Annotated in this window: 21 protein-coding genes and 1 pseudogene; 13 read left to right on the forward strand and 9 right to left on the reverse strand. The window is 69.9% G+C overall.

Going from position 1 to position 22,690, the window contains the following annotated elements:
- Positions 1 to 29: 29 nt before the first annotated feature.
- Complete coding sequence (locus tag OHB04_RS14085; protein ID WP_326688028.1) at positions 30 to 974, reverse strand: ABC transporter substrate-binding protein; 945 nt, start codon at positions 972 to 974, stop codon at positions 30 to 32.
- A gap of 686 nt (positions 975 to 1,660) precedes the next feature.
- Between OHB04_RS14085 and OHB04_RS14090 the strand changes: the two genes are divergently transcribed.
- Positions 1,661 to 2,857 (forward strand): NAD(P)-dependent malic enzyme, encoded by a 1,197-nt coding sequence (locus tag OHB04_RS14090; RefSeq protein ID WP_405805515.1) that lies wholly within the window; start codon positions 1,661 to 1,663, stop codon positions 2,855 to 2,857.
- A gap of 167 nt (positions 2,858 to 3,024) precedes the next feature.
- Here the strand turns inward: OHB04_RS14090 and OHB04_RS14095 are convergent, their stop codons facing one another.
- On the reverse strand, positions 3,025 to 3,810 hold the full coding sequence (locus tag OHB04_RS14095; protein WP_326688029.1) for a class I SAM-dependent methyltransferase: 786 nt from the start codon (positions 3,808 to 3,810) through the stop codon (positions 3,025 to 3,027).
- Positions 3,811 to 3,887: 77 nt separating this feature from the next.
- On the opposite strand from OHB04_RS14095, the gene OHB04_RS14100 reads away from it, so the two are divergent.
- Positions 3,888 to 4,559 carry a CGNR zinc finger domain-containing protein gene (locus tag OHB04_RS14100; protein WP_326807551.1) on the forward strand — a complete coding sequence of 224 codons (672 nt, stop codon included), beginning with the start codon at positions 3,888 to 3,890 and terminating at the stop codon, positions 4,557 to 4,559.
- A gap of 92 nt (positions 4,560 to 4,651) precedes the next feature.
- Here the strand turns inward: OHB04_RS14100 and OHB04_RS14105 are convergent.
- Positions 4,652 to 4,924, reverse strand: a pseudogene (locus OHB04_RS14105) (S24 family peptidase); the annotation flags it as partial.
- Between the two features lie 162 nt (positions 4,925 to 5,086).
- On the opposite strand from OHB04_RS14105, the gene sodN reads away from it, so the two are divergent.
- The 3 genes from sodN to OHB04_RS14120 all read left to right on the forward strand — a co-directional run bounded on the left by sodN (position 5,087) and on the right by OHB04_RS14120 (position 7,596).
- Entirely contained in the window at positions 5,087 to 5,482 is a 396-nt protein-coding gene (gene sodN / locus OHB04_RS14110) for a superoxide dismutase, Ni (protein ID WP_326688031.1), read from the forward strand.
- Between the two features lie 264 nt (positions 5,483 to 5,746).
- Positions 5,747 to 6,823 (forward strand): phosphotransferase, encoded by a 1,077-nt coding sequence (locus OHB04_RS14115; RefSeq protein WP_326688032.1) that lies wholly within the window; start codon positions 5,747 to 5,749, stop codon positions 6,821 to 6,823.
- Positions 6,817 to 7,596 carry a hypothetical protein gene (locus OHB04_RS14120; RefSeq protein ID WP_326688033.1) on the forward strand — a complete coding sequence of 260 codons (780 nt, stop codon included), beginning with the start codon at positions 6,817 to 6,819 and terminating at the stop codon, positions 7,594 to 7,596. Before OHB04_RS14115 ends, OHB04_RS14120 begins: the two co-directional genes overlap by 7 nt.
- A 37-nt stretch (positions 7,597 to 7,633) precedes the next feature.
- Here the strand turns inward: OHB04_RS14120 and OHB04_RS14125 are convergent, their stop codons facing one another.
- Positions 7,634 to 8,869, reverse strand: coding sequence for a class I SAM-dependent methyltransferase (locus OHB04_RS14125; RefSeq protein ID WP_326809450.1), 1,236 nt, complete (start codon positions 8,867 to 8,869; stop codon positions 7,634 to 7,636).
- Between the two features lie 61 nt (positions 8,870 to 8,930).
- On the reverse strand, positions 8,931 to 9,917 hold the full coding sequence (locus OHB04_RS14130) for an EamA family transporter (RefSeq protein WP_326807552.1): 987 nt from the start codon (positions 9,915 to 9,917) through the stop codon (positions 8,931 to 8,933).
- A 263-nt stretch (positions 9,918 to 10,180) separates the two neighbouring features.
- Between OHB04_RS14130 and OHB04_RS14135 the strand changes: the two genes are divergently transcribed.
- A complete protein-coding gene (locus OHB04_RS14135) occupies positions 10,181 to 10,414 on the forward strand; it encodes a hypothetical protein (RefSeq protein WP_326688035.1) in 234 nt (77 codons plus the stop codon).
- A 54-nt stretch (positions 10,415 to 10,468) separates the two neighbouring features.
- On the opposite strand, the gene OHB04_RS14140 is transcribed toward OHB04_RS14135, so the two are convergent.
- Positions 10,469 to 10,999, reverse strand: a complete 531-nt coding sequence (locus tag OHB04_RS14140) for an NUDIX hydrolase (RefSeq protein ID WP_326688036.1) — start codon at positions 10,997 to 10,999, stop codon at positions 10,469 to 10,471.
- Positions 11,000 to 11,084: 85 nt separating this feature from the next.
- On the reverse strand, positions 11,085 to 12,440 hold the full coding sequence (locus OHB04_RS14145; RefSeq protein ID WP_326688037.1) for a transcriptional regulator: 1,356 nt from the start codon (positions 12,438 to 12,440) through the stop codon (positions 11,085 to 11,087).
- A gap of 248 nt (positions 12,441 to 12,688) precedes the next feature.
- On the opposite strand from OHB04_RS14145, the gene OHB04_RS14150 reads away from it, so the two are divergent.
- The 3 genes from OHB04_RS14150 to OHB04_RS14165 all read left to right on the forward strand — a co-directional run bounded on the left by OHB04_RS14150 (position 12,689) and on the right by OHB04_RS14165 (position 16,946).
- Positions 12,689 to 14,347, forward strand: coding sequence for a hypothetical protein (locus tag OHB04_RS14150; protein ID WP_326807553.1), 1,659 nt, complete (start codon positions 12,689 to 12,691; stop codon positions 14,345 to 14,347).
- A 76-nt stretch (positions 14,348 to 14,423) separates the two neighbouring features.
- Positions 14,424 to 15,014, forward strand: coding sequence for an N-acetylmuramoyl-L-alanine amidase (locus tag OHB04_RS14155; RefSeq protein ID WP_326688039.1), 591 nt, complete (start codon positions 14,424 to 14,426; stop codon positions 15,012 to 15,014).
- A 294-nt stretch (positions 15,015 to 15,308) separates the two neighbouring features.
- The gene (locus OHB04_RS14165; protein WP_326807554.1) at positions 15,309 to 16,946 is read left to right on the forward strand and encodes a recombinase family protein; all 1,638 of its coding nucleotides are present in this window, start codon (positions 15,309 to 15,311) and stop codon (positions 16,944 to 16,946) included.
- A gap of 670 nt (positions 16,947 to 17,616) precedes the next feature.
- On the opposite strand, the gene OHB04_RS14170 is transcribed toward OHB04_RS14165, so the two are convergent.
- Complete coding sequence (locus tag OHB04_RS14170) at positions 17,617 to 17,820, reverse strand: DUF397 domain-containing protein (RefSeq protein ID WP_326688041.1); 204 nt, start codon at positions 17,818 to 17,820, stop codon at positions 17,617 to 17,619.
- On the reverse strand, positions 17,807 to 18,691 hold the full coding sequence (locus OHB04_RS14175; RefSeq protein WP_326688042.1) for a helix-turn-helix domain-containing protein: 885 nt from the start codon (positions 18,689 to 18,691) through the stop codon (positions 17,807 to 17,809). The genes OHB04_RS14170 and OHB04_RS14175 overlap by 14 nt, the downstream gene beginning before the upstream one ends.
- Positions 18,692 to 19,304: 613 nt before the next feature.
- Here OHB04_RS14175 and OHB04_RS14180 point away from each other — a divergent pair.
- The 4 genes from OHB04_RS14180 (at position 19,305) to OHB04_RS14195 (ending at position 22,651) form a co-directional block, all read left to right on the forward strand.
- Positions 19,305 to 19,670: a hypothetical protein gene (locus OHB04_RS14180; protein WP_326688043.1), complete on the forward strand. Its 366-nt coding sequence runs from the start codon at positions 19,305 to 19,307 to the stop codon at positions 19,668 to 19,670.
- A gap of 131 nt (positions 19,671 to 19,801) precedes the next feature.
- Positions 19,802 to 20,779 (forward strand): 1-aminocyclopropane-1-carboxylate deaminase/D-cysteine desulfhydrase, encoded by a 978-nt coding sequence (locus tag OHB04_RS14185; RefSeq protein WP_326688044.1) that lies wholly within the window; start codon positions 19,802 to 19,804, stop codon positions 20,777 to 20,779.
- Positions 20,780 to 21,290: 511 nt separating this feature from the next.
- On the forward strand, positions 21,291 to 21,704 hold the full coding sequence (locus OHB04_RS14190) for an anti-sigma regulatory factor (protein WP_274040747.1): 414 nt from the start codon (positions 21,291 to 21,293) through the stop codon (positions 21,702 to 21,704).
- Between the two features lie 20 nt (positions 21,705 to 21,724).
- Positions 21,725 to 22,651 carry an RNA polymerase sigma factor SigF gene (locus OHB04_RS14195; RefSeq protein WP_326692732.1) on the forward strand — a complete coding sequence of 309 codons (927 nt, stop codon included), beginning with the start codon at positions 21,725 to 21,727 and terminating at the stop codon, positions 22,649 to 22,651.
- Positions 22,652 to 22,690 lie beyond the last annotated feature (39 nt).

A 22,690-nucleotide genomic window follows, 5' to 3' on the forward strand; every position in this document is an offset into this window, starting at 1 on the left:
TTCAGCGTCCGTTCGGTGTGTCCGCCCGCTCAGGAACCGGAGTTGATCTTGGCTTCGTCGACTCCGCCGTCCTCGACGCCCCACTTCTCCAGGGCCTTCTTGTACGAGCCGTCCTTGATGACCGCGGTCAGCGCCTCCTTGAGGGCGTCGCGCAGCTCGGTGTTCTCCTTGGTGACGGCCATGCCGTAGGGCGCCGATTCCATCTGGTCGCCGACGACCTCGAAGTCGCTGCCCGACTTCGCCGCGTTCGCCGCGACGGGGAAGTCGGAGACGTCGGCGACCACGGCGCCCGTCTTCAGCCGTACCCGGGCCTCGTCGTCGGTGTCGTACGGCTCGATGTCGATCTTCTTCTTGCCGTCCTTGACGCACTTGTCGGTCTGCGCCTTGAGGATCTCGTGCGAGGTGGTGCCGCGCTGGGTGGCCACCTTCTTGCCGCACATCTGGCCGACCTTCTCGATCTTGTCGGGGTTGCCCTTCTTGACCAGGATCGAGGAGCCGGCGGTGAGGTAGTCGACGAAGTCGACGCCCTTGCCCGCCTTCTTGCCCTTGTCGTCCAGGCCCTCCTGGCGGTCCTTGGTGTCCGTCATCGAGGACATGATCACGTCGAAGCGGCCGGTCTGCATGGAGGTGATCAGGCCGTCGAAGGTGCCGTTGGTGAACTCGAAGCGGACGCCGAGCTTCTTGCCCATCGCGTTGGCGAGATCGGGGTCGAGCCCGACGATCTCGGCGCCCTCCTTGTACTCCATGGGCTTGTACGCGGCATCCGTGCCGACCTTGATGACGCCGGCGTCGCGGATCTTCTTCGGCAGCTTGGAGGCCAGCTCCGCCTTGCCACCGCCGGAGTCCGAGCCGCTCTGGGCGCCGTCCGTCTGGTCGCCGCAGCCGGCCAGCAGCAGGGCACCGGATACCGCGAGGGCTACAGGCACGATCCGGGCGCGGAGCGCGGCCACGCGTGGCGTGGGGCTTGCGGTCATGGGCTGGTCCTCCTGCGGGATGAGGGAGTGGGCCAAGGGTCGCGGGGCACACACCTTCGGATGTCGCGACCGTGTCCGATGGATGAACGGATGAACGGATCGGGGGCATCTTGCCATCCGGACAGGCGGGCGCAGGGGCCTGCGAGGTCAAAATCGCATAACGGAGCGGCGATTCCGAATACAGGACGCCGCCTGATGCGTAAAGGCGCTTTGAGCTCCTCAGCCCCACGTCGGCCGGTTCCCCGGACCCGCTCCGACCAGGTCCTCGGGCGCGCTCCGACCGGGTCCTCCGGCACGCTCAGAGCCGACCCTCGGGCACGCTCAGAGCCACCCCTCGGGCACGCGCCGACGCGGCGCCTCCGAGACCCCGCCCGGAGCGTCGCGCCCGCCCGCCGCTGTCTCAGCTTGTGGACTTCTAGCCGGAGTCGAGCGTCTTTGTCCAGCATTCGCCCACGTTGGACACCGCAGAGACGGGAAGTAGGTCGTCCGGGGCGGCCGTTGTCGGGTAGAAAGGTCGATTACACCCCTCACCCGGGGACCAGGGCGCGTGTGCGGCGCGCCCGGCGTCCGCACCTCCCCCCGGGCAGCGGCCAACCGCTGTCCCGGGAAGCGGACGCGGTGCCCGCCCGTTCCTCACAGCAGGGAGCGGTCACCCTCACCACGATTCGACAAAGGGGTTCAACACAGTGGCAGCGGAGATCGTCAATCAGAAGGACGGCCTGGAAGAGGGCGTGATCGACCCGGCCTTCGCCCTGCACCGCGGCGGCAAGATGGCCGTGCAGGCGACCGTGCCCGTTCGCGACAAGGACGACCTGTCCCTCGCCTACACACCGGGCGTCGCCAAGGTGTGCAGCGCCATCGCCGAGCAGCCCGAACTGGTCGACGACTACACCTGGAAGTCGCAGGTCGTCGCGGTGGTGACCGACGGCAGCGCGGTGCTCGGGCTGGGCGACATCGGCCCGGAAGCCTCCCTCCCGGTCATGGAGGGCAAGGCCATCCTCTTCAAGCAGTTCGGCGGGGTGGACGCGGTGCCGCTGGCCCTGTCCACCAAGGACGCGGACGAGATCGTGGACACGGTCGCCCGCCTCGCCCCCTCCTTCGGCGGCGTCAACCTTGAGGACATCTCGGCGCCCCGGTGCTTCGAGATCGAGGCCCGCCTCAAGGAGAAGCTGGACATCCCGGTCTTCCACGACGACCAGCACGGCACGGCCATCGTCACCCTCGCCGCCCTGCGCAACGCGGCGAAGCTGAACGGGCGCGGGCTGGGCGAGCTGCGCGCCGTCATCTCCGGCGCGGGCGCCGCGGGCGTCGCCATCGCCCGCATCCTGGTCGAGGCCGGCATCGGCGATGTGGCCGTCTGCGACCGCAAGGGTGTCGTCTCCCGCGACCGCGACGACCTCACCGAGGTCAAGCGCGAGCTGGCGGGCTTCACCAACAAGGCCGGCCGTACCGGCTCCCTGGAGGATGCCCTGGAGGGCGCCGACGTCTTCATCGGCGTCAGCGGCGGCACGATCCCCGAGGAGAGCGTGGCCAAGATGGCGGAGGGCTCCTTCATCTTCGCCATGGCCAACCCGAACCCGGAGATCCACCCGGACATCGCAGCGAAGTACGCCTCCGTGGTCGCCACGGGCCGCAGCGACTACCCGAACCAGATCAACAACGTCCTCGCCTTCCCCGGCGTCTTCGCCGGGGCGCTTCAGGTCCGGGCGACGGACATCACGGAAGGCATGAAGCTGGCGGCGGCCGAAGCGCTGGCCGCCGTCGTCGCCGACGAGCTGAGCGCCGACCGCGTCATCCCGTCCCCCTTCGACGACCGCGTCGCCCCGGCTGTCACCTCCGCGGTGGCGGCGGCAGCCCGCGCCGAAGGTGTGGCCCGCCGCTGATCCGGCCGCCCGTCTGCGCTGTGGCTCATGTCAGAGCCGCGCGCCAGGGCGCTCGTCCTCAACCGGAGGGGCTCGATCTGAGCCCCTCCGGCGCTTGAGGAGCGGGCGTCCCAGGGGGCGGAGCCCCCTGGAAGAAACGGGGAGGGGAGGGGCCGGGGCAAAGGCACTCAGCGCAAGCCGACGACCATCCCGTCAGTGGGCGAAGCCCACACCGCCCGGGCCTCGGCAAAGCCGGCCGCCCGCAGAGTCTCCGCGTGCCACGCCGCGTTCTGGAACTCCTCGTCGTTGTGATCGTTGTGCACCTCCGCGGGGTTCCCGAACAGCGCGAACCGCTCGCGGGCGACCTCCCCCAGCACCGGGTCGGCGGCCAGCGTGCTCCACCACCCGCCCCAGTCGAGCGCTCCCCGCTCACTCCGTCGCTCACGCAGCGTGTTCTCGAAGAGGTGCACGGCCGCGTTGAGCCGCGGCGTCGACTCCTCGGGCATGTGGTCGGCGTTCATGAAGACGCCGCCCTCCCGCACGAGCCCCGCGAGCTGCCCGTACAGGCCCCGCAGCGGCTCCGTCCGCATCCAGTGCAGCGCCGTCGCGGTCAGTACGGCGTCGAACGGGCCGGCGGGCAGCGTGGAGGTCCAGTCCGGGTCGCTCAGATCGGCCGTGACGAACGTGGCGCGCGCGTCCCCCTGGAAAGAGCCGCGCGCGATCGCCAGCAGCGCGGGGTCGCGGTCGAGCCCGACAGTCGTGGCCTTCGGCATCCGCTTGAGCACCCGGTCCGAGATACTGCCCGTACCGCAGGCGAGATCCAGCACCCTCGGCTCGGGGCCCACCACTGCCTCGACCATGTCGAGCATCACCCGGAACCGCTCCTCGCGGTCGGGCAGGTACCACTCCTGCTGCCGGTCCCAACTGCTCTGCCAGCCGTGCCAGTCGGCCTCGTTCAGTGCGTGGGTCGTCACGGGCACCTCCTTCACGTAATACCCTCGGTTGGATTCAGCCATTACCGACGATAGAACGCCCGCCGTAAGGATCACAAGTGGAACTCAACTATTACTCCGATATGGCCGTGCGGCTGGTCAACACCGAGCAGCCCGAGCGCGGCGCGGACACGCTGACCTCGATCGAGTCCGTACGTGAGCTGTGCGGGCCGAACCAGACCATGTCGCGCAAGGCCACGGAGGCGGACGTGGCCAGGCTCCGCGCCGTGCGCACCCGGCTGCGCGCCGTCTTCGCCGCCGCGTCGGAGGAGGACGACGTACGCGCCGTCAACCTGCTCAACTCACTGCTGATGGAGTTCCCGACCAGCCCGCAGATCTCGGGGCACGAGTCGCTGGACGACGAGGGGCACCCCCGCTGGCACATGCACCTCGCCGAGCACCCGGCGAACGCGACGGCCGCCTACGCGGCGACGGCCTGCATGGGGCTCGCCTTCCACCTCACCGACCTGGGCGTGGACCGGCTGGGGATCTGCCAGGCCACACCCTGCCGCAACGCCTACCTGGACACCTCGACGAATCGTTCCCGCCGCTACTGCTCGGACCGCTGTGCGACCCGCGCCAACGTGGCCGCCTACCGCGCCCGCAAGCGCCTGGAGAACACCCCGGACAGCACGCCGGAAGCAGACGCTCCGCCGCGCGGACGCACCGGGCCGACCAGCGGACGCAGCGCTGAGACCGACCAGCGGGCCACCGAGGCCAGCGAGAGCTGAACGCCGCGCGGCGGGCGCAGCCGCAGCCAGGCGCGGGCCACGACCAGTTCGTCGGGCACCGTGCCGAACTCCCGGCTGTCGTTCATGACCAGCGGATTGTCGCCCCGCACCCACCAGCCACCGGAGCGCCGCTCGACGGCGCGCTTGACGATGAGCAGGTCGTGCTGGAACGGGTGCCGCAGCACCACGATGTCCCCCCGGCGGACGGAAGCGCCGTATTTGACCACAAGCTGGTCACCGGGCAGCAGCGTCGGCTTCATCGAGGGGTTGTAGACCTCCGCCAGACCGATCCTTTTCAGCGGCCCGCCGCGCTCGTCACGCTCCCGGCCCTCCGCATGGCCGTGCTCCCGCGTACGCTCCGGCATCTTTCCGCCTCCGGTCCTCCGGACCGTACCCGGTCCGTTTACTCCAGCAGGTCCAGCCTGTCACTGGACTTTTGTCCTAAGCCCGTGGGGGCACACGCGAAAAGGCTTCCCGCACGGAGTAATCTCGCACGTGAGAAGACGATCACGAGGAAGGACGGATTTATGCTCTCCCGCCTGTTCGCCCCCAAGGTGCAGGTCAGCGCCCACTGTGACCTGCCGTGCGGTGTCTACGACCCGGCTCAGGCCCGGATCGAGGCCGAATCCGTGAAGGCCATTCAGGAGAAGTACCAGGCCAACGACGACCCGCACTTCCGTGCGCGCGCGACCACCATCAAGGAGGAGCGCGCCGAGCTGGCCAAGCACCACATCTCGGTGCTGTGGAGCGACTACTTCAAGCCTCCGCACTTCGAGAAGTACCCGGAGCTGCACCAGTTGGTGAACGACACCCTCAAGGCGCTCAGCACCGCCAAGGGCTCCACCGACCCGGCCACCGGCCAGAAGGCCCTGGACTACATCGCCCAGGTCGACAAGATCTTCTGGGAGACCAAGAAGGGCTGACCTCGGTTCAGTCCCGCGTGACCCGCGATTCCTTGATCGTCCGGTCGCTCTGCTCGCACCCGGCCCAAGGCGCCCTCGTACGGCGCCGAACGGGCCGGGTGCGGTGTTTTCGGCGCACTTCCACGGGACGACGCCGGGCGCGCGGACCGCGCGGTTGCCGGCTCTCCCTCCGCCGGAAGGGGCGGGGGCGGCGCACGGCCCGGCCAAGATCGCAACCGCTTAACCGGTGGCCCCGGCAGGTCACCGCTCACTACCGTGCACAGGGTGTCGAACGCTTCCCGTGAGCATGGCCCTGACCGTGACGATGCGCTGCGCGCCTGGGTCCGCGCGGACTTCTCCCTCGCCCTGACCGCGACCGAGCGCATCGGCCTCGGTGCGGACGCCGCGGCCGACGTATGGCACGCGGTGGGCGAGGACGGACTCAGATACGCGGTCAAGTGGAGCGGCGGCGGCGCCGGCGCGGCACTGCTGGTGCCCGCGCTGCTCGCCGAACGCGGCGTGCCCGGTGTCCCGGCCCCGCTGCCCACCCCCTCCGGCGCCCTGTGGAGCGAACGGCAGGGCCGCAGGCTGTCGGTGGTGCCATGGGTCTCGGACGAGGGAGCGCTGGACGCGGGCATGGCGGAGGACCAGTGGCGTGCCTACGGCACCATGCTGGCCCGTACGCACGCCACCGAGCCGGACCCGGAGGCAGCGGCGGCGCTGCCGCACGAGGACCACACACACGCCGTGGAGGCCGCACAAGTACGGGCCGTTCAACAAGCTTTGGGGGACGTCGCCAAGGGGCGCGTACCCGGTCCCGGGGACGCTCTCGTGACGGAGCTGGCGGAGCAGTGGTCCGCCGCCTCCGACACGGTCGCCGCGCTGCTGGCGGGCGCCGAGGAGCTGGGCGGACGGCTGCGGGGCCGCGCGCCCGCACCGGCCGTGCTGTGCCACGGCGACCCGCACCTGGGCAACGTCCTGCTGCGCGAGGGCCTCCCCTGGCTGATCGACTGGGACGACGCCGTGCTGGCACCGCCGGAGCGCGACCTGCTGTTCGTACTCGGCGGAGTGCTGGCCTTCGCTCCCGTCCGCGAGCACGAACAGGCGTGGTTCTTCGAGGCGTACACCGCCGTCGGCGGCCCCGCGCACCCCGACCCCGAACGCCTGGCCTACTACCGCTGCCGCAGAGCCCTGGAGGACCTGGCGGGGCCCGCGGCGGAGGTCCTCGACCCGAAGACACCCGAGCCCGAGCGCGCGGAAGCCCTCGCGCTCCTGCGCGGAATCCTCTCCCCCACCGGCCTGGCAGCCGCCGCCCTGGATTCCCTCACGAGGACGAACACCGCGAAGGGCGTGACGTGGTAGCCGGCTTCCACAGTTTCCACTGGCACGGCAGCGAGTTGGCCGACGCGGAGCTGGACCGGGCGCTCGACGAGCTGACGAGTCCGACGGAGCGTGACGCGTATCTGCGCGCCTTCAGCTCCATGCTGCACAGCGGGAACACCGTCGCCGCGGGTATCGCGCTCGACCACTTCCAGTACTCGGGCGCGCTGACCCGGTTCGGCGGTGAAAGCGCCCTCGAACAGTACGAGGCGGAAGCGCTCGCCGTGGCCCGCGAGCTGCTGCGCCTGCCGCCCACCCCCGAGGACGACGTCACGTTCGAGGGCGCCAACCACCTGAGCGCGTTGAACACGATCGGGGCCCACGACGCCGAAGCGTCCGACGCCGGGCCGATCTCGGACCTGCTGGAAACCGCGGCCTCGGAAATGGTCCGCCACAAGGCACTCTGGGTTGCCTACGGGGTGTTCAAGAAGGCGAAGTCCCCGGACCCGCGCCTGCTCGGCATCGTCCACGACCTCGTGTCCGGCCCGGCCCTCTCCGGCCACGAGGAACTCGCTCTCCACGTGCTCGGCGACACACTCGGGCCCGAGGCGAACCCCTTCCTGATCCGCGCGCTGGCCTCGGATGACGTCAGCGTCCAGGTGGAAGCGGCCTGGCAGCTGTCCCATCCCCGGCGTATCGAAGGCCACCGCGAGCTGCTCACGGGAGTCGCCGGGAGCTGGCCCGCGCTGACCGGCCGTCCGCGGTTCCTCGCCGCACAGGTGCGGAAGAGAGCGCTCGACGGCGGATCGGGCTGACCCCGCGCGTGCGGGACGCGGGTCGTCCGGGCGAGGGTCAGCCGGTGGCCGCCAGTCGCCACAGCGAGGTCGTCTCGGCGGCGCGGGCCGCGTGGAGCGGCGCCGAGGAGTCGGTGGCGCGGGGGTGCTCGGGGCGGGCGTCCAGCCGCCCCGCCACGCACAGGCCCGCACCGTCGATCCAGCCCAGCAGTTCCTCCCGGGACCTCAGCCCGAGGTGTTCGGCGAGGTCGGACAGGATGAGCCAGCCTTCGCCGTGGGGTGTGAGCCGGCCGGCGAGGCCGTCCAGGAATCCGCGCAGCATCCGGCTGCCCGGATCGTAGACGGCCTGCTCCAGCACGGACGTCGCCTTCGCGGGCAGCCACGGCGGGTTGCACACGATCAGATCCGCGCGAGCGGCGTCCGCGCCGGCCTCCGTCCTTGGGAACAGGTCGGCCGTCCCCGGGAACAGGTCGGCGGAGACGACCTCGACGACGTCCTGGACGCCGAGCCCGCGCACGTTCTCCCGGGCGCAGGCCGGCGCCCGCTCGCCCAGGTCCGTGGCGACCACCCGGCCGACCCCGCGCCGTGCGAGCACCGCGGCGAGGACCCCCGTACCGGTGCCGATGTCGAAGGCGACGAGGGAGCCCGGCTCGCCCGGCGGCAGCGGGGCCCGCGCCACCAGGCCGACGTACTCGCCCCGCACCGGCGAGAAGACCCCGTGGCGCGGGTGCACCCGGTCGCCGCCCAGCGCCTCGACGGGCACCCCCTTGCGGCGCCACTCGTGGGCGCCGAGCACCCCTTGCAGCTCCCGCAGCGAGACGAGCGTGAGCTCCTCCCCGGGCGGCCCGTACGCCTCCTCGCACGCCTGGGCCACCTCGGGGGCGCGGCGCAGCGGCACGCTGTACGCGCTGTGCGTGCCCTCGTGCGAGATCTGGAGGGGCACCAGCAGCATGCCGAGCACGCGGGCGCGCCGAAAGCGCGCCTGGCGGTACAGGTGGAAGCTCTCCTCGGGGGTGGCGCCCTCCTTGGGCGGCTTGCGGTCCACCCGGCGGGCGAGCGCGGCCAGCAGCTGCCGGGCGCCGTGGTAGTCGCCCCGCCACAGCAGCGCGGTGCCCTCGCAGGCGAGCTTGTAGGCGGCGTCGGCCGTCATCCGGTCGTCCGCGACGGCCAGCTTCCCGGGCGGGCGCGCGCCGCTCTCCGAGCGCCACAGCGCGGACCGTTCCGCCCCGTCCTCGCTCCAGTGGACCCGCTCGCCACTCCCGGGGTCCCGCTCGCCCGTCTCCTGCTCGTTCACCGTCTGCACCGCTCAACCCTAGGCCGCCGCGCCGCCCCGCCGCGCACCCGCTGGCCGCGCGCTAGCCGCGCGAGGTGCGGACCGCGCCCATGCTGGCCCCTACCACCAGGGCGATGGCCAGCAGCTGGAGCGCGCCCAGGCTCTGGTGCAGGACGAGGAAGCCGGCGGCTGTCGCGGCGACGGGCATGAGGCTCATCAGCACGGCGAAGGTGGCGGCCGGCAGCCTGCGCAGAGCGAGGAGTTCGAGGGTGTAGGGCAGCCCGGAGGAGAGCACGGCGACGACCGCTCCGAGGCCGAGCGTGACGGGATCGAGCAGCGCCCGGCCCGCGCTCACCATGCCCAGTGGGGCGCTGACCAGGGCCGCGATGCCCATGGCGATCGCCAGCCCGTCGACTTTCGGGAAGCGGGCTCCGGTGCGGGCGTTGAAGAGGATGTACGCCGTCCACATCGCCCCCGCAGCCAGCGCGAAGGCGGCGCCGGGAAGGTTGAGCTGCTCGAAGCCGCCGGCCCCCAGCAGATAGACCCCGGCCAGGGCGAGCGCCGCCCATACGAGGCTGAGGGCGCGGCGGGAGGCGACGACGGACAAGACGAGCGGGCCCAGCAGCTCCAGGGTGACGGCGGCGCCGAGCGGGATCCGGTCGATCGCCTGGTAGAAGAGGCTGTTCATGGTGCCGAGCGCGACCCCGAGCCCGGCCACGGCCACCCAGTCGGTGCGGGAGTACCCGCGCAGCCGGGGGCGGCATATCGCCAGCATCAGGGCGGCGGAGAAGAGCAGCCGCAGCGCGACCACTCCCAGCGCGCCCGCGCGGGGGAACAGCAGGGCTGCCACGGCGGAGCCGAACTGGACGGACAGCGCGCTGCCGATCACCATTCCGATCGCGCCCGCACGCGCCCGCCCGCCCTGGGGAGCGGGCCGGGTACCCCCAGGGGATGGCCGCGCGCCCCCGGAGGCCGGCCGACCGTTGCCGGGAACCCGTCGCCCGCTGCCGGGCGCCGTCGGCCCGGCAGCCGTGGTGGACGTTCCTGGGGTGCGGTCGGCAGCGGTCATACGGCCACGCTAGGCGCCCTCCCCTGATGCGTGAAATGCAACCTCCGCTGCCGCTATGCGTCAGACGCATGACCGGACCAGCGCCCTTCCCCGGATCCGGTGACAGCACCCCTTCCCCGATCCGGTGACAACGGCGCGTCAGGTCCGACCGGCCCGGGGAACCAGCTGATCACCGCATACGTTGACGGAATACGACGGGAGACAGGGCCCGCAGCGCGGGCTCTGTTCCGCACGGCATTCACCGTTCACCGGGAGGCAGGACCATGGCAGGCTTTCTCGACCGCGCCAAGGAGCAGGCACAGCGAGGGCTCAACCAGGGCAAGGAGAAGGTGGAGGAGGTCCAGGCCCAGCGCACGGGCAACGACCTGCTGCGCAAGCTGGGTGCTGCCTACTACGCCGAGCAGCGGGGCACCGGCTCCGCGCAGAACGTCCAGCAGGCCCTCTCCGCCCTGGAGCAGCACATCGCGCAGAACGGCGACGCCTTCTTGAAGAGCTGACCGCCTTCTTGCTGAGCTGTCCCGGGGCTTCTTGCCGAGCTGCCCCCCGGGGCCCTACCCGAAGCGGACGCGGTAGAGCATGAGCAGCGCCGCCGCCGTGTTCGCCGCGGGGACCTCCCCCTTGGCGATCAGGTCGGGCACGTCCTTGAGCGGGACCCATTCGCGTTTCTCGGATTCGAAGTCGTCCTCGGGATGCCCGAGATATTCCGCGCTCTGGGCCCAGTAGATGTGGTGCTGTGCGTCGGTCAGGCCGTTGGACGGCTCGACCGTCATCAGGTGGTGGAGGGGCCCGGGCCGCCAGCCCGTCTCCTCCACCATCTCGCGCGCCGCCGCTTCGGCCAGGTCCTCGCCCTCCTCGACGATTCCCGCCGCCAGTTCCCACCCCCAGCTGTCCGTTATGAAGCGGTGCCGCCACAGCAGCAGCACCTCGTTGCGCTCGTTGACGGTGGTCGCCATCGCGACGGGTCGCAGCCGGATCAGATAGTGATCCAGATGCCGCCCGTCGGGCAGCTCCACATCCGCCAGATTCACCCGAAGCCACTGGTTTTCGTACACAGTGTGTTCACCCAGGTTCTTCCATTGCACGTATGTGCCCCCTTCCTGACGGAGGTTGGGCACATCTCAGCATGTTGTGCTCTCCCTCTGACAGAGGCACTCCGAGTGCCCCGGCTCAGAAGGGCACGCTCAGCGCTTCCTCGATGAGCTTCGCCGCCTCAGCCGCTGAAGTCCCGGGGTGCTGTGCCAGCCGCTGTCTCACCCTGCGCATGCGCCCGCGCAGCCGCTGCGACTCGATACCCTGCGCCGTACCCACCATTTCCGCCGCCGTGACGGCCGCCCGCTCGGGCTCTCCGGCGTGCAGTGCCACGTCGGTGAGGGTGGCCAGCCTGTTGACGCGACCCCGCACGTGCGCCGGCGCACGCGCGGCCTCCTGGGCGTACCTGGCTGCCGCCCGCAGCTCTCCCAGGAGCAGCAGCGCCTCGGCCAACCGCACCTCCACCAGGCCCGGTTGGACGTAGCCGGTCTCCTCGGGCTCCTCCTCGGGGCGGATGCGCTGGGAGTACGCCTCTGCCCTGCGCATGCAGGTGTGGGCCGCACTACGGTCGCCGAGGCGGGCGTACGCCTTCGCCTGCATCGCGTACAGATCCGTGGCGAGCGCGGGGCTCGTGCGCGGGCCCGCCACCCGCAGCACCGCCTCGGCGCAGGCAAGCGCGTGCCTGCTGTCGCCCAGGAAGAGCGCCTGGTTGACGAGGAGCGAGACGACGTAGCCGCCGAAGAGCAGGTCCCCCGACGCCTTGCCCAGCCGAAGTGCCTGGTGGAAGTAGCGCTGGGCCAGGCCTTGCGCGTCGGCGTCGTAGGCGCAGATGCCGCTGATCGCGGCCAGCGACCCGGCGGCCCGGCACAGTTCGCGCCCGGTCTTGTCGTCGTAGCCGCCGCGCAGCAGGGGGGCGACCTCGGCATTGAGGAAACCGACGACGCGGGCGCGTGTGGCGACTCCTCCCGCGTTGCGGTACAGGTGCTCGTAGTGGCCGCGCGCGGCGTGCAGGACCGTGACGTCCGACTCGGTGACGGGCGTCGCGCCGCGGTGCGAGACGTCCCGGTCCTCGGGCGGGTTCTCCCACTCCCACACGGGCGCCACCGCGGCGGCGCCGGTCAGCAGGGAGGGGCCGGGCCATTCGTCGTGCACCTGGTCGGAGCGCCACAGCGAGGCCGCGCGCTCCACGAACCTGTTCAGTCCGTCCCCTTCGGCACCGGGCAGGCACGCGGGGGTGCGCCCGGTCGCGGTCACGCCCATGCCGATGTCACCGAGAGTGAGAGTCCGGTCGAGCTTCTCGCCGAGGACCTCGCAGATCAACTCGGGAACCCTGCCACGCGGACGCTGCCCCCTCAGCCAGCGCGCCACGGCCGTGTGGTCGTAACGCAGAGTGATGCCTGCGTGGTCGCCTAATCGATTGATCCTTGTAGCAAGACCAGCTCGGGATACTCCTGACTGGTCAAGCAGTGCGTCCAGTTGACTGTTGGGCTCCATGCCGCCCTCCGTCGTCCAACGTGTTGTTTCGCAGAGTAACGGACCTGCGTTCACACGGGGTGTGAAACCACCACCTGCGCGTGCGCTCGGCACATGCTCCCGAAGCTTCGAAGAATGCGCTTACCTAAAAACATCCGCGTGCATGACAGCACATACAGCACACGGAGAGCTACGGAGAGGCATCCAACAATCCTCACGGAGAGGCAGTTTCGTGAACGACCCCATCCGACTCCACCCCGGGAACAACCATGCGTCCCTCTGACCTCACCCACACGTCGGCGCACTCCGCCGACCGCCCCCGGACCCGCACTCCGAACCCCGCGCTGCGAGCTCTCCTGGAGGAGACCGAGTGGACGCAGGCGGCGTTCGCGCACGCCATTACTCGTCTCGGCGCCGAGATCGGCATACATCTTCAGTACGACAGGACTTCAGTCGCCCACTGGCTGCGCGGCAGTCGCCCCGACCCCCGGGTGCAGCACCTCATGGCGGAGGCGCTCTCCCGCCGCCTCGGCCGCCGCGTGACGGTGGCCGAACTGGGCATGCGGGGCACCCACGGAGCGCGTGGCGGAGGTGTGGGCGCCGGAGCGCGGCCCCGGGGAGGTGAGGACGGCGACGAGGAGGGGCCACATGCCGGGTACCGGACGTGCGGTGCGGCAGCCCTGGACGCCGTCCTCCCGGGACCCGGCGGATATGCCCACCCGGCCGACCGCCTCACGGCGCTCACGTCCCCTGTGGTCCCTCCGCCCCGTGCCGAGACCCCTCCCCCGGCGCCCTACACCCTGAGACTGCTGGAGGAGTCGGTACGCCACGAGCGGCCCCGGGAGCCCGAACAGCCCCTCGGCCAGGCGCGGTCCGGCAGCCACGAGCCGCCTTCCGCTCCGGCGCGCGTACGCGCCTCGGCTCCCCTGCCCGCCTCCGCGCCGGCCGCCCCGGCGCGCAATACCTGCGCCGCGCGCGGCACGCACCCCACCGCGCCCCCGGGCCCCGGTGAGGTGGCCTCGCTCCACGAGCACGCCCGCTTCTTCGCGCTCCAGGCCGACCGGTACGGCGGCGGCCACATCCGCACCTCGCTGGCGGCATACCTGTCCGGGCTGGTGCGTCCCCTGCGCTCCGGTGAGGAGAGCGCACACCACCGGGGCCTGCTGGCCGGCGGCGCCCGGCTGAGCTACCTGCTGGCGCGGGTCTACGCCGATGAGCAGCGGCACGGGCTGGCCCAGCGCGCGTTCTTGACCGCCGCCGAACTGGCGAGTGAGGCGGGCGATCCCGAGGGCGTCGCGCTGGCCCGCCGCGCGCTCAGCTCCCAGGCCCACCAGCTCGGACACCCGCGCACGAGCCTGGCGCTGGCCGAGGCCGCCTGCGAGGCGGCACCGGCGGACGCCGACCCCTCGACCCGTGCGTTCTTGTACGCGGGCCTGGCCGTGGCCGAGGCGGCCGGGGGCGAGCGCACCCGGGCGCTGGAGGCGCTGCGCCGCGCCGAGCACCAACTGGCCCGTGCGCCCGCGGACTTGACGACCGGCCCGGCCAGCCCCAACGGCGAGCCCGTCGGCTCGTACCAGAGCGCCGCGCTGCTCTACCAGTCCAGTCAGGTGCGTACCGCGCTCGGCGACCGTACGGGCGCCATTCGCGACCTGCGCTCCTCACTGCGCTCGCGGCCCGCGGGCGAGCGCCGCTCGCGCGCGCTGTGCCAGGCGGAACTGGCCGAACTCCTGCTGGCCTGCGGCCGGCTGGAGGAGGCGTGCGCCTCCTGGACGGGCTTCTTGGAGGAGTGCGCGCCGGTCCGCTCGGGCCGCGCCCTGGCGGCCCGCTCACGGATGCCGGGACTGCTGCGCCCGTACACGCGCGAGCGCTGTGTCCAATCGCTCCTCGCACAGACGAGTGCGCCTCCCGCCGAGCGGCGATTCGGCTAGAACCCCCGGGGTTGGGGGTATGACGACTCCACACCGGAACACACCGGCCACAGAACAACCAGAGACGGGGGCGAGGATGGCCACACCCATCACCGCGACCGCTTTCGTCCAGGCCCTCAAGAAGGAGGGCGTACGGATCGAAGAGGTACGCGACTGGCGCAACCACAACCGCAACAAACAGGGGCCGTGGGGCCCGGTGCACGGGATCATGATCCACCACACCGCCACCGAGGGCTCCGCCGAGACGGTCGACCTGATCTACGACGGCCGCTCCGACCTGCCGGGCCCGCTCTCCCACGGCTGCGTCACCAAGGACGGCACCGTCCACCTGACCGGCCACGGCCGGGCCAACCACGCGGGCCTCGGCGACGACGACGTCCTGCGCGCCGTCATCGCCGAGCGGGCCACCCCGTCGCCGAACGAGCAGAACACCGACGGGAACAGGTACTTCTACGGATTCGAGTGCGAGAACCTCGGAAACGGCAAGGACCCCTGGCCCGAGGAACAGCTCGACGCGATCGAGCGGGCCGCCGCCGCGCTGTGCCGGCACCACGGCTGGAACGCACGGTCGGTCGTCGGCCACCTGGAGTGGACGAACCAGAAGGTCGATCCGCGCGGCTTCAGCATGGACGATCTGCGCGAGAGGATCGCCGAGCGCCTCAAGTGAGCGGGTGACCGTTCGCGCCCCGGTGCCCGCACCCACGTCCCGGCCGGGAGCCCCACCGGGCCCCGGCCGGGCACAGTGCCCACAATGGACGCATGGTCCCCCAGCTCGAAGCCCTCGCCCCACGGCTTCCCTCCCCGCTCCAGGAAGTGCCGGCGGAGAGCTTCGCGCGCTCAGGCATACGTCTCCTGCTCAAGCGGGATGACCTCATCCACCCCGCGCTCCCCGAGTACAAGCCGACTGGTGAAAACGGGAGGCGGATAGCCCAGCCTGTCCGTTGTACTTGGGGAGGGGTGTATGAGTCAGATGACCGACGCAAAGGAGCTGTGCGACCTTTACTTGCGGCGTAGCACGTTGCAGGACGACAAGACAACGTTGAAGGCCCATGAACGGGATCTCCGGGAACGGGCCAAGCGTGAAGGGCTGAAAGTCCGCAAGATCTGGCAGGAAGAGCTGTCGGCGTTCAAATCCGGCGTAGCGCGTGACGAATTCGACAAGGCGATTGCCGCTGTCGTCGCCGGGGAGGTTGGTCACCTCCTGGTGTGGAAGCTCGACCGCTTGAGCCGTAAGGGCATGGGTCAAGTCGGCCAAGTCTTGGACCAGTTCGACTCCATGGGCGCGCGCCTGCTTGCGCACATGGATGGGCTGAACAGCAGCATTCCCCAGCACCGGGGCTTGTTCGCCTGGCTGGCGGAACAGGCGCGGGCGGAGTCGTACAACACCTCGGTCCGCACTCGGCGCACGAAGCGAGAGAAGAAAGCCACGGGAGCGTGGCCGGGTGGGCAGCCGCCGTACGGTCTCCGCGTCCGCAAGGGACAGAGGAAAGTCGAACGTCACCCGAAGGAATTCGAGCGTTCGCGCTTCATTGCGGAAGCTCTACTGGCTGGCAAACCGGCGACAGCGATAGCGGCCGAAATGAACGAGCGAGGTTGGAAGACTCGACGCGGTCACCAATGGCGTTCGACCTCGCTCACGCAGCTCGCCCGCTCCCCCGCGTGGGCTGGCCTGATGCCCGAGTATGAGCGCTATAGCGACGGCAAGGGACGAGAGCGCTGCCGCCCAACCGGTGAACCGCTGAAAGGGCCTGACGGCAAGCCTGTCCGTGTCGGCGCAGCGGTCGTCACCGTGGGCGAGCGTGCACGCATCCTCGCCAATCTCCGCTCTCGTACGTCGGAATCCCTGGCGGCCGGGCGACGAGGCAAACCAGCAGCACAGTCCCTCTTGGCCGGGCTGTTGAAGTGCGGGCGCTGCCAGGGGCCCATGTGCAAGGCGGGCCGTTCCTACCGGTGCTATCGCCGGGTCAACCTCGGGAAGACGGCGTGCCGGGGGATGTCCGTGCTCTTGGAAGACATCGACCGGGTAGTTGAAGTGGCCTTTGTTAATCAGATCGGTCGGCTCACGTGGAAGGGAACCGTGTTCCGGGAGCTGGCCGCGCGTTGGCAGGCATACGAAGACCCAGAAACCGAGTCGCATCGTCTGGAGCTGGTAGCCGCTCGGGATGAAGCAAAGGCACGCCTGCGATCTCTGGAGAACGCCTGCTTCGTGCAAGGTCACTTCAAAGGCTCGGAGGGGCAGGAGAGGTACGAGCAACTACGAGAGGAGATCTGCGGGCAGGTAGACACCATCATGAGTGAACTCTCCAAGGTGACGACGATTTCGGACTTCCTCTCAACGCGCGATCCTTTGGCGCTGCGGGAGGCTTGGCGGAAGTCCGGGAACTTGGAGCAAACTCGTGCCCTGCTGCAAATCGTGCTGTGCGACGTAACCCTTCTCCCTCCAGAAGGCACGGGGCCTCGTTCGCTCTTCAAGCTCTACCAACGGTGTTGCTTTCATTGGGCGGGTGAAAAGCCTCAGCCGTTGCGGGTCGATAGTTCGCGGATGGCTGACACCGCCTGGCCTGTCGAGTACCTGCCTGAGTACGCGCGAGCGGCCTAGCTTGAGTGCCTGATCGGGTAGCCAACAGCGCGGGCGGCGGCGGGAGGCTTTGGACGGTAGCTGCCATGGGGCGAGAGGTCAGGGGGCCTTACGCTCACCGCGAATCGGGCTGGCTCCTCGCCTGCCCGCAATAGCCCGATCGGCCCCCTGATCTTAGAGGCTCGCCCCATGGGAGCTGTCTAAAGCCTCCCGCCGCCGTTCGCCCCAGCCATGCGCAGGCAGGCGCTACCGACGCCATCGGCAGAGCATCGAGAAGGGGCCCGTAAGCGAACGGGGCCCCTTCTCGACGTCTCAGGGGTGCTGCGTGCGCCCGGGCGGCGGGCCGCCCGGACAGGACCGGCCGAAGGCCGCACGCCTGGCCGGGGCGGCAGTGAGCCGTTCCGGGCGGCGCGCCGAAGGCGCGCCTTGAACAAGTACAGAAAAGTTAGACCGATTCGGTCTCGGGCTCCCCCAGCGCCTCAGCGGCTGCTGTATCGGTGCTCGAGGGGGCGCCTGTGAAGCCGTGTAGGGGGCGACGCGTCTAGGGGTGGCAGAAGGGGCAGCCAACCACTGGGCGACACACCCAGCGCGTCCGGGCGGTCGGTCGGCCTCTGACTCAGACTCGGCTTCATGACGCAGAGCCGGGCCCCGCCTCCGGACGCGAAGAGACGGGGCCTGTGCGGTTGGGTCGTCACATACGGTCGAACTGACCGAGTGCCGTGCTCCGGATGAACGCCTGCCACTGGGGAGGCGAGAAGCTGAGGGTCGCTCGCTCTCGGTCCTTGGTGTCCCGTGCCGCTACCTCACTGCCGAGGAGAGCCACCTCTACGCAGTTTCCTTGCCCGTCGCTGCGGCTGGACTTGACCCAGGCCGTAGCCGTCTCACGCTCGCTCATGTCTCCCTGCCATTTCTGAGATCAGGGCCAGTGAGTCCTGATCGCTGCGTGCTGCCTGCCAGATGCCCGAGATCGCGTGCTCGTAGCTTTCGATCTCGTGCGGCTTGTCGAGGTACAGGCTGCCGGTGTAGCCGTCCGTGTAGACAGTCGGGGGCTCGCCTGGTGCTCGGTCTCCGCTCGACGGGAACCGCAGAAGCATGAACGCCTTGGTCAACAGGCCCGCGTGCGCCCCGGCCGCATACGGCACAACCCTGATCGACACGTTCGGCATTTTGGATACGTAGACCAGATGCGCGAGCTGCCGTGCCATCACCTCATGTCCGCCTATGGGCCGGTGAAGCACTGCCTCAGCCAAAGCTACGTGCAGTTGGGGAGGCGTCGGCACCCGGCTGAGCAACGATTGGCGCTCGACCCTCAGCGTGACGCGTCGAGCGATCTCGGCTTCGGTCGCGTCGGGGTTGTGCAGCCGGATCAAAGTCTCGGCGTAGTCCTCGACTTGCAGTAGCCCGGGGATCAGCTCTGCCTCGTACGTGAACAGCTCCGAGGCGGCTTCCTCCAGCCCGATGTAGACATCGAATCCCGCCGGGATGATGTCGCCGTAGCTGTGCCACCACCCCTTGGACTTCGACTCGCTGGCAAGCCCGACCAACGCGTGGGTCGTCTCCTCGGATGCCTTGTAGGTCCGGCACATCGCCTCGACGTCATGGCGCTTGAGCGGCGCCTTACCCGTCTCGATCCGCCAGACCGTGGTCTCGGACAGCTCCATGGCACGCCCGGCTGCCTTCTGGGTTAACCCTGCCGCTTCGCGCAATTCCTTCAGATGCCGCCCTAGCTGGCGTCGGGGAACCGTCGATCCGCTCGCGTCTGCCACTGCCTGTGCCTCCTCGCCTCAGTGTCTCTCCGTGGCGTCTTTCAAAGTGAAAGCGTCGGACTCTTCAACCTGAAGGCCGCCCAACAAATTTAAGCCTTCGGAGTGGGATTCCAACTTTGAAAGCTTGCAGATTGACCCTCTCAGTCGACATCGTGGTTTCGCTACCACCAGCGCCCGAACTGCCGTGTAGCCACATGGCGTTGAGCCTTCGGCCGACAAACCGCGTGCTGGTGGTCATCCATCCCGTGCATGAGTTCGCGGGTTCAGTGCTGTTCATCGGGAGGCACCGTGGGTTGCCCATCAGACCTCGGCATCGGCTACCGGGTCGGCGTCGTCGTGGTTGACCGCCGCACGGGCACGCTCGGCCGTGTTGTCGACAGGGACGGCGGCGACCTGCTCTTACATCCCGTTGGCGGCGGCCGTGAATGGACGTGCCCGCCGAAGCACGCTGCGCTCGCTCAGTCTCAGGACACGTGCTGCCTCGGGGTGCCTCCGTCGCCCATGAGAGAGGAGCCCACGCCATGAATGACCGGCCGTCTCAAGTGCTCTATGTCCTGGTGGTGGCCGTGCTGGCTGGCGTTCTGGTCTTCGCTGCCGTGCGAGGTGGGCGACAGTGACCAACCTGTTCATGGACTGTTCCGTGTTGTGCGTGCTGGGCGTGGCGGACCGCGATCGCGCCAGAGCGCTCTTCCCTGCTGTCGAAACTGGCGAACTCCAAGGGCCGCACTGGTGTGAGCTGGGCGGCGGTCACCAGACTCATCAATCGGCGCTGCACCTGTATGACGACAGCACCACCCTGTGGGTGACCTGGACGAGCACGGGTCACCGCCTGGTCGTGCTTCCCGATTGCCCCGTGCACGAGCCTGACCCGATGGGATCAGCCTGCATCCTCTCCCAGCGACATGAGGGGCCGCACTCGTGGGAGTTCCTTGACGACGCCACCCGTCTCCGGTTCTACGGCTTGGAGCTGCCTGGGTAGGGTCCTCCGCCCGCACGCTCAGCCCCGCCTACGCCTGCACTGCGCGCGTGGACGGGGCTTCTTCCAGCTCTGGACACCTGTGAGCTGCACAAACACCCGAAAGCTTCCCAAGGACAAGCCACAATGGACGTGTGGACCACCCCGTAGATCTCGCCACCGCACTCCAGCCCCGCCCTCCCTCTCCGCTCCAAGAGGTCGAGGACGAGCGGTTCACCCGCCGAGGCGTACGCCTGCTGCTCAAGCGGGAAGACCTCATCCATACGACGCTGCCGCGATCGTGGGACATAGCTGCGCTTGGACCAGTGGAGCTGTACCCTCCCGGCAATAAGTGGCGCAAACTCGCCCCTAATCTGCGGGCCGTCGCCGCCTCGGAGCACCGTCGGCTGCTGACGTTCGGGGGCGCCTACTCCAACCATCTGCGGGCCACGGCGGCGGCCGGCAGGCTGCTGGGGCTGCGCACCGTCGGGGTGGTGCGCGGCCAGGAACTCGCCGACCGGCCGCTGAACGCGTCGCTGGCACAGTGCGCGGCGGACGGCATGCTGCTGCACTTCGTCTCCCGCGCCGACTACCGCCGCCGCACCGATCCGGAGTGGCACCGCGAGCTGCTCGACCGCTTCGGCCCGTGCGCGTTGATCCCGGAGGGAGGCAGCAACGCGGCGGCCGTACGCGGGTGCGTGCCGCTGGGCGAGGAGCTGCGCGGGCGCACGGACATCGCGGCCGTCGCCTGCGGGACCGGAGGCACCCTGGCGGGCATGGCGGCAGGCCTTTCCGCAGGTCAGCGGGCACTTGGCGTGGCAGTACTGAAGGGCGGCTTCCTGCCCGGGGAGGTGCGCCGGCTCCAGGCCGAGACCTTCGGCGAACCGCGCGGCGACTGGTCGGTGGAAGAGCGCTTCCACGGCGGCGGCTATGCGCGGACCGGCACGGAGCTGGCCGCCTTCGCGCGGGATTTTTCCGGGCGGCACGGGCTGCCGCCACTGGAACACATCTATGTCGCCAAGCTGCTGTACGCGCTCACACGGCTCGCCGAGGAGGGCACCTTCACCTCGGGCAGCACCGTGACGGCGGTCGTCACGGGGCAGGCGCACCCGTCAATCACTGACACAGAGTGACGAAATTCGCCACTTTCCGTGTTCATCAACTCGCACCCGCCCATGCCCCCTTGACTCTCCGTAATCGAATCGCGGACCCCCACGACCACTCGCGCTCACCACGGCCCCGCCCCCAGGGGCGGGTTTCGGCCCTTGTCGGAGCGTGTGCCTCACGGGGTTATGAACGCATCAGGTGACGGGTACTGAACTGACAGGCCCCTTCTACCGACCACCCCGACCCCGCGGCCGGACACTCACGGTGGCCGAAGGGGCCCGGACTCCCCCGGGAGAAGCTGCCAGTGGCATTCCCACTTTGCCAACGCAGCGTAATCGCCAAGGATTTGAGGGCTCCAACCCCTAGCCACAGAAAGTGCCCATGTGTTTACTATGGGTGACGCTCGTGGGATGAGGCGGCATAGATCTATGCGTGCGGCATCGTGACACGGATCGCGATAGCGTCGCTGACGAAAACGAACCAGCAGCCGCTTCGGCCCGCGAAGGCCCAACGGCTCGTGTCACCTTGGAGGTGAGGGTGTCCCAGATCGCAGGCGAGCCCGCATCGCAGGACTTCGTCGAGGTCCGGCTGCCGGCCGCGGGTGCCTATCTGTCGGTGCTGCGGACGGCCACAGCCGGGCTCGCGGCCCGCTTGGACTTCACCCTCGACGAGATCGAGGATCTGCGGATCGCCGTGGACGAGGCGTGCGCGATCCTGCTCCAGCAGGCCGTCCCCGGCTCCGTACTCAGTTGTGTCTTCAAGCTCGTCGGCGACTCGCTGCGCGTCACCGTATCGGCGCCGACGACCGATGGCCGTGCCCCGGAACGCGACACCTTCGCGTGGACGGTGCTCTCGGCCCTGGCCGGTGAGGTGGATTCAACAGTGTCGGACGACCGAACCGTCAGCATCAGCCTGCACAAGAAGCGCGGTGCGGGCCCCGGAGCGTCGTGACCGAGCACGAGGCAAGGGAGATGTGGGCAGGCCGCCACAGCGCGGTCCCCCTGGGCATTCCTGAGCAGCAGGCCCGGCCGCACCCGGCCGACCCCGCGAGTCAGCGACCGGAGCAGGCAGATCGGGCGGACGCGATGGACCAGCAGCACGAGAAGCGCGAGCGGCCCGGCCACGGCGATCCGCGCGGGCTGGACCCGCACGACCGCAGTGGCGCGCGGGCGCTCTTCATCGAACTGCGCAAGCTGCCCGAGGGCTCCGAGCGCTCGGAGCTGCGCAACCACCTGGTGCGCATGCACCTGCCGCTGGTGGAACACCTTGCCCGCCGCTTCCGCAACCGGGGCGAGCCGCTCGACGACCTGACCCAGGTCGCCACGATCGGCCTGATCAAGTCCGTGGACCGGTTCGACCCCGAGCGGGGCGTCGAGTTCTCGACCTACGCGACCCCGACGGTCGTCGGCGAGATCAAGCGGCACTTCCGCGACAAGGGTTGGGCGGTGCGGGTGCCCCGCCGGCTCCAGGAACTGCGGCTGTCCCTCACCTCCGCGACGGCGGAGCTGTCCCAGCAGCACGGGCGCGCCCCGACCGTGCACGAGCTGGCCCAGCGCCTGTCGATCTCGGAGGAGGAGGTCCTGGAGGGCCTGGAGTCGGCCAACGCCTACAGCACCCTCTCGCTGGACGTGCCCGACACCGACGACGAGTCGCCGGCCGTCGCCGACACGCTCGGCGCGGAGGACGACGCACTGGAGGGTGTGGAGTACCGCGAATCCCTCAAGCCGCTGCTGGAGGAACTGCCGCCGCGCGAGAAGAAGATCCTGCTGCTGCGGTTCTTCGGCAACATGACCCAGTCCCAGATCGCACAGGAGGTCGGCATCTCCCAGATGCACGTCTCCAGGCTCCTCGCCAGGACCCTGGCCCAGCTACGGGACAGGCTGCTCGTCGAGGAGTGATCTCTGTCGTTCTCATGCGGCTGGGGAGGGCATCCGCCC

Origin of the sequence: Streptomyces sp. NBC_01775 (genome assembly GCF_035917675.1) — a bacterium.
Classification (GTDB): domain Bacteria; phylum Actinomycetota; class Actinomycetes; order Streptomycetales; family Streptomycetaceae; genus Streptomyces.

Coding starts and splice junctions, on each gene's coding strand:
- OHB04_RS14145 (WP_326688037.1), bottom strand. CDS start 12,440: ATGGAGCCCAACAGTCAACTGGACGCACTGCTTGACCAGTCAGGAGTA.
- OHB04_RS14130 (WP_326807552.1), bottom strand. CDS start 9,917: ATGACCGCTGCCGACCGCACCCCAGGAACGTCCACCACGGCTGCCGGG.
- OHB04_RS14170 (WP_326688041.1), bottom strand. CDS start 17,820: ATGAGCGAGCGTGAGACGGCTACGGCCTGGGTCAAGTCCAGCCGCAGC.
- OHB04_RS14085 (WP_326688028.1), bottom strand. CDS start 974: ATGACCGCAAGCCCCACGCCACGCGTGGCCGCGCTCCGCGCCCGGATC.
- OHB04_RS14155 (WP_326688039.1), top strand. CDS start 14,424: ATGGCCACACCCATCACCGCGACCGCTTTCGTCCAGGCCCTCAAGAAG.
- OHB04_RS14135 (WP_326688035.1), top strand. CDS start 10,181: ATGGCAGGCTTTCTCGACCGCGCCAAGGAGCAGGCACAGCGAGGGCTC.
- OHB04_RS14195 (WP_326692732.1), top strand. CDS start 21,725: ATGTGGGCAGGCCGCCACAGCGCGGTCCCCCTGGGCATTCCTGAGCAG.
- sodN (WP_326688031.1), top strand. CDS start 5,087: ATGCTCTCCCGCCTGTTCGCCCCCAAGGTGCAGGTCAGCGCCCACTGT.
- OHB04_RS14150 (WP_326807553.1), top strand. CDS start 12,689: ATGCGTCCCTCTGACCTCACCCACACGTCGGCGCACTCCGCCGACCGC.
- OHB04_RS14165 (WP_326807554.1), top strand. CDS start 15,309: ATGAGTCAGATGACCGACGCAAAGGAGCTGTGCGACCTTTACTTGCGG.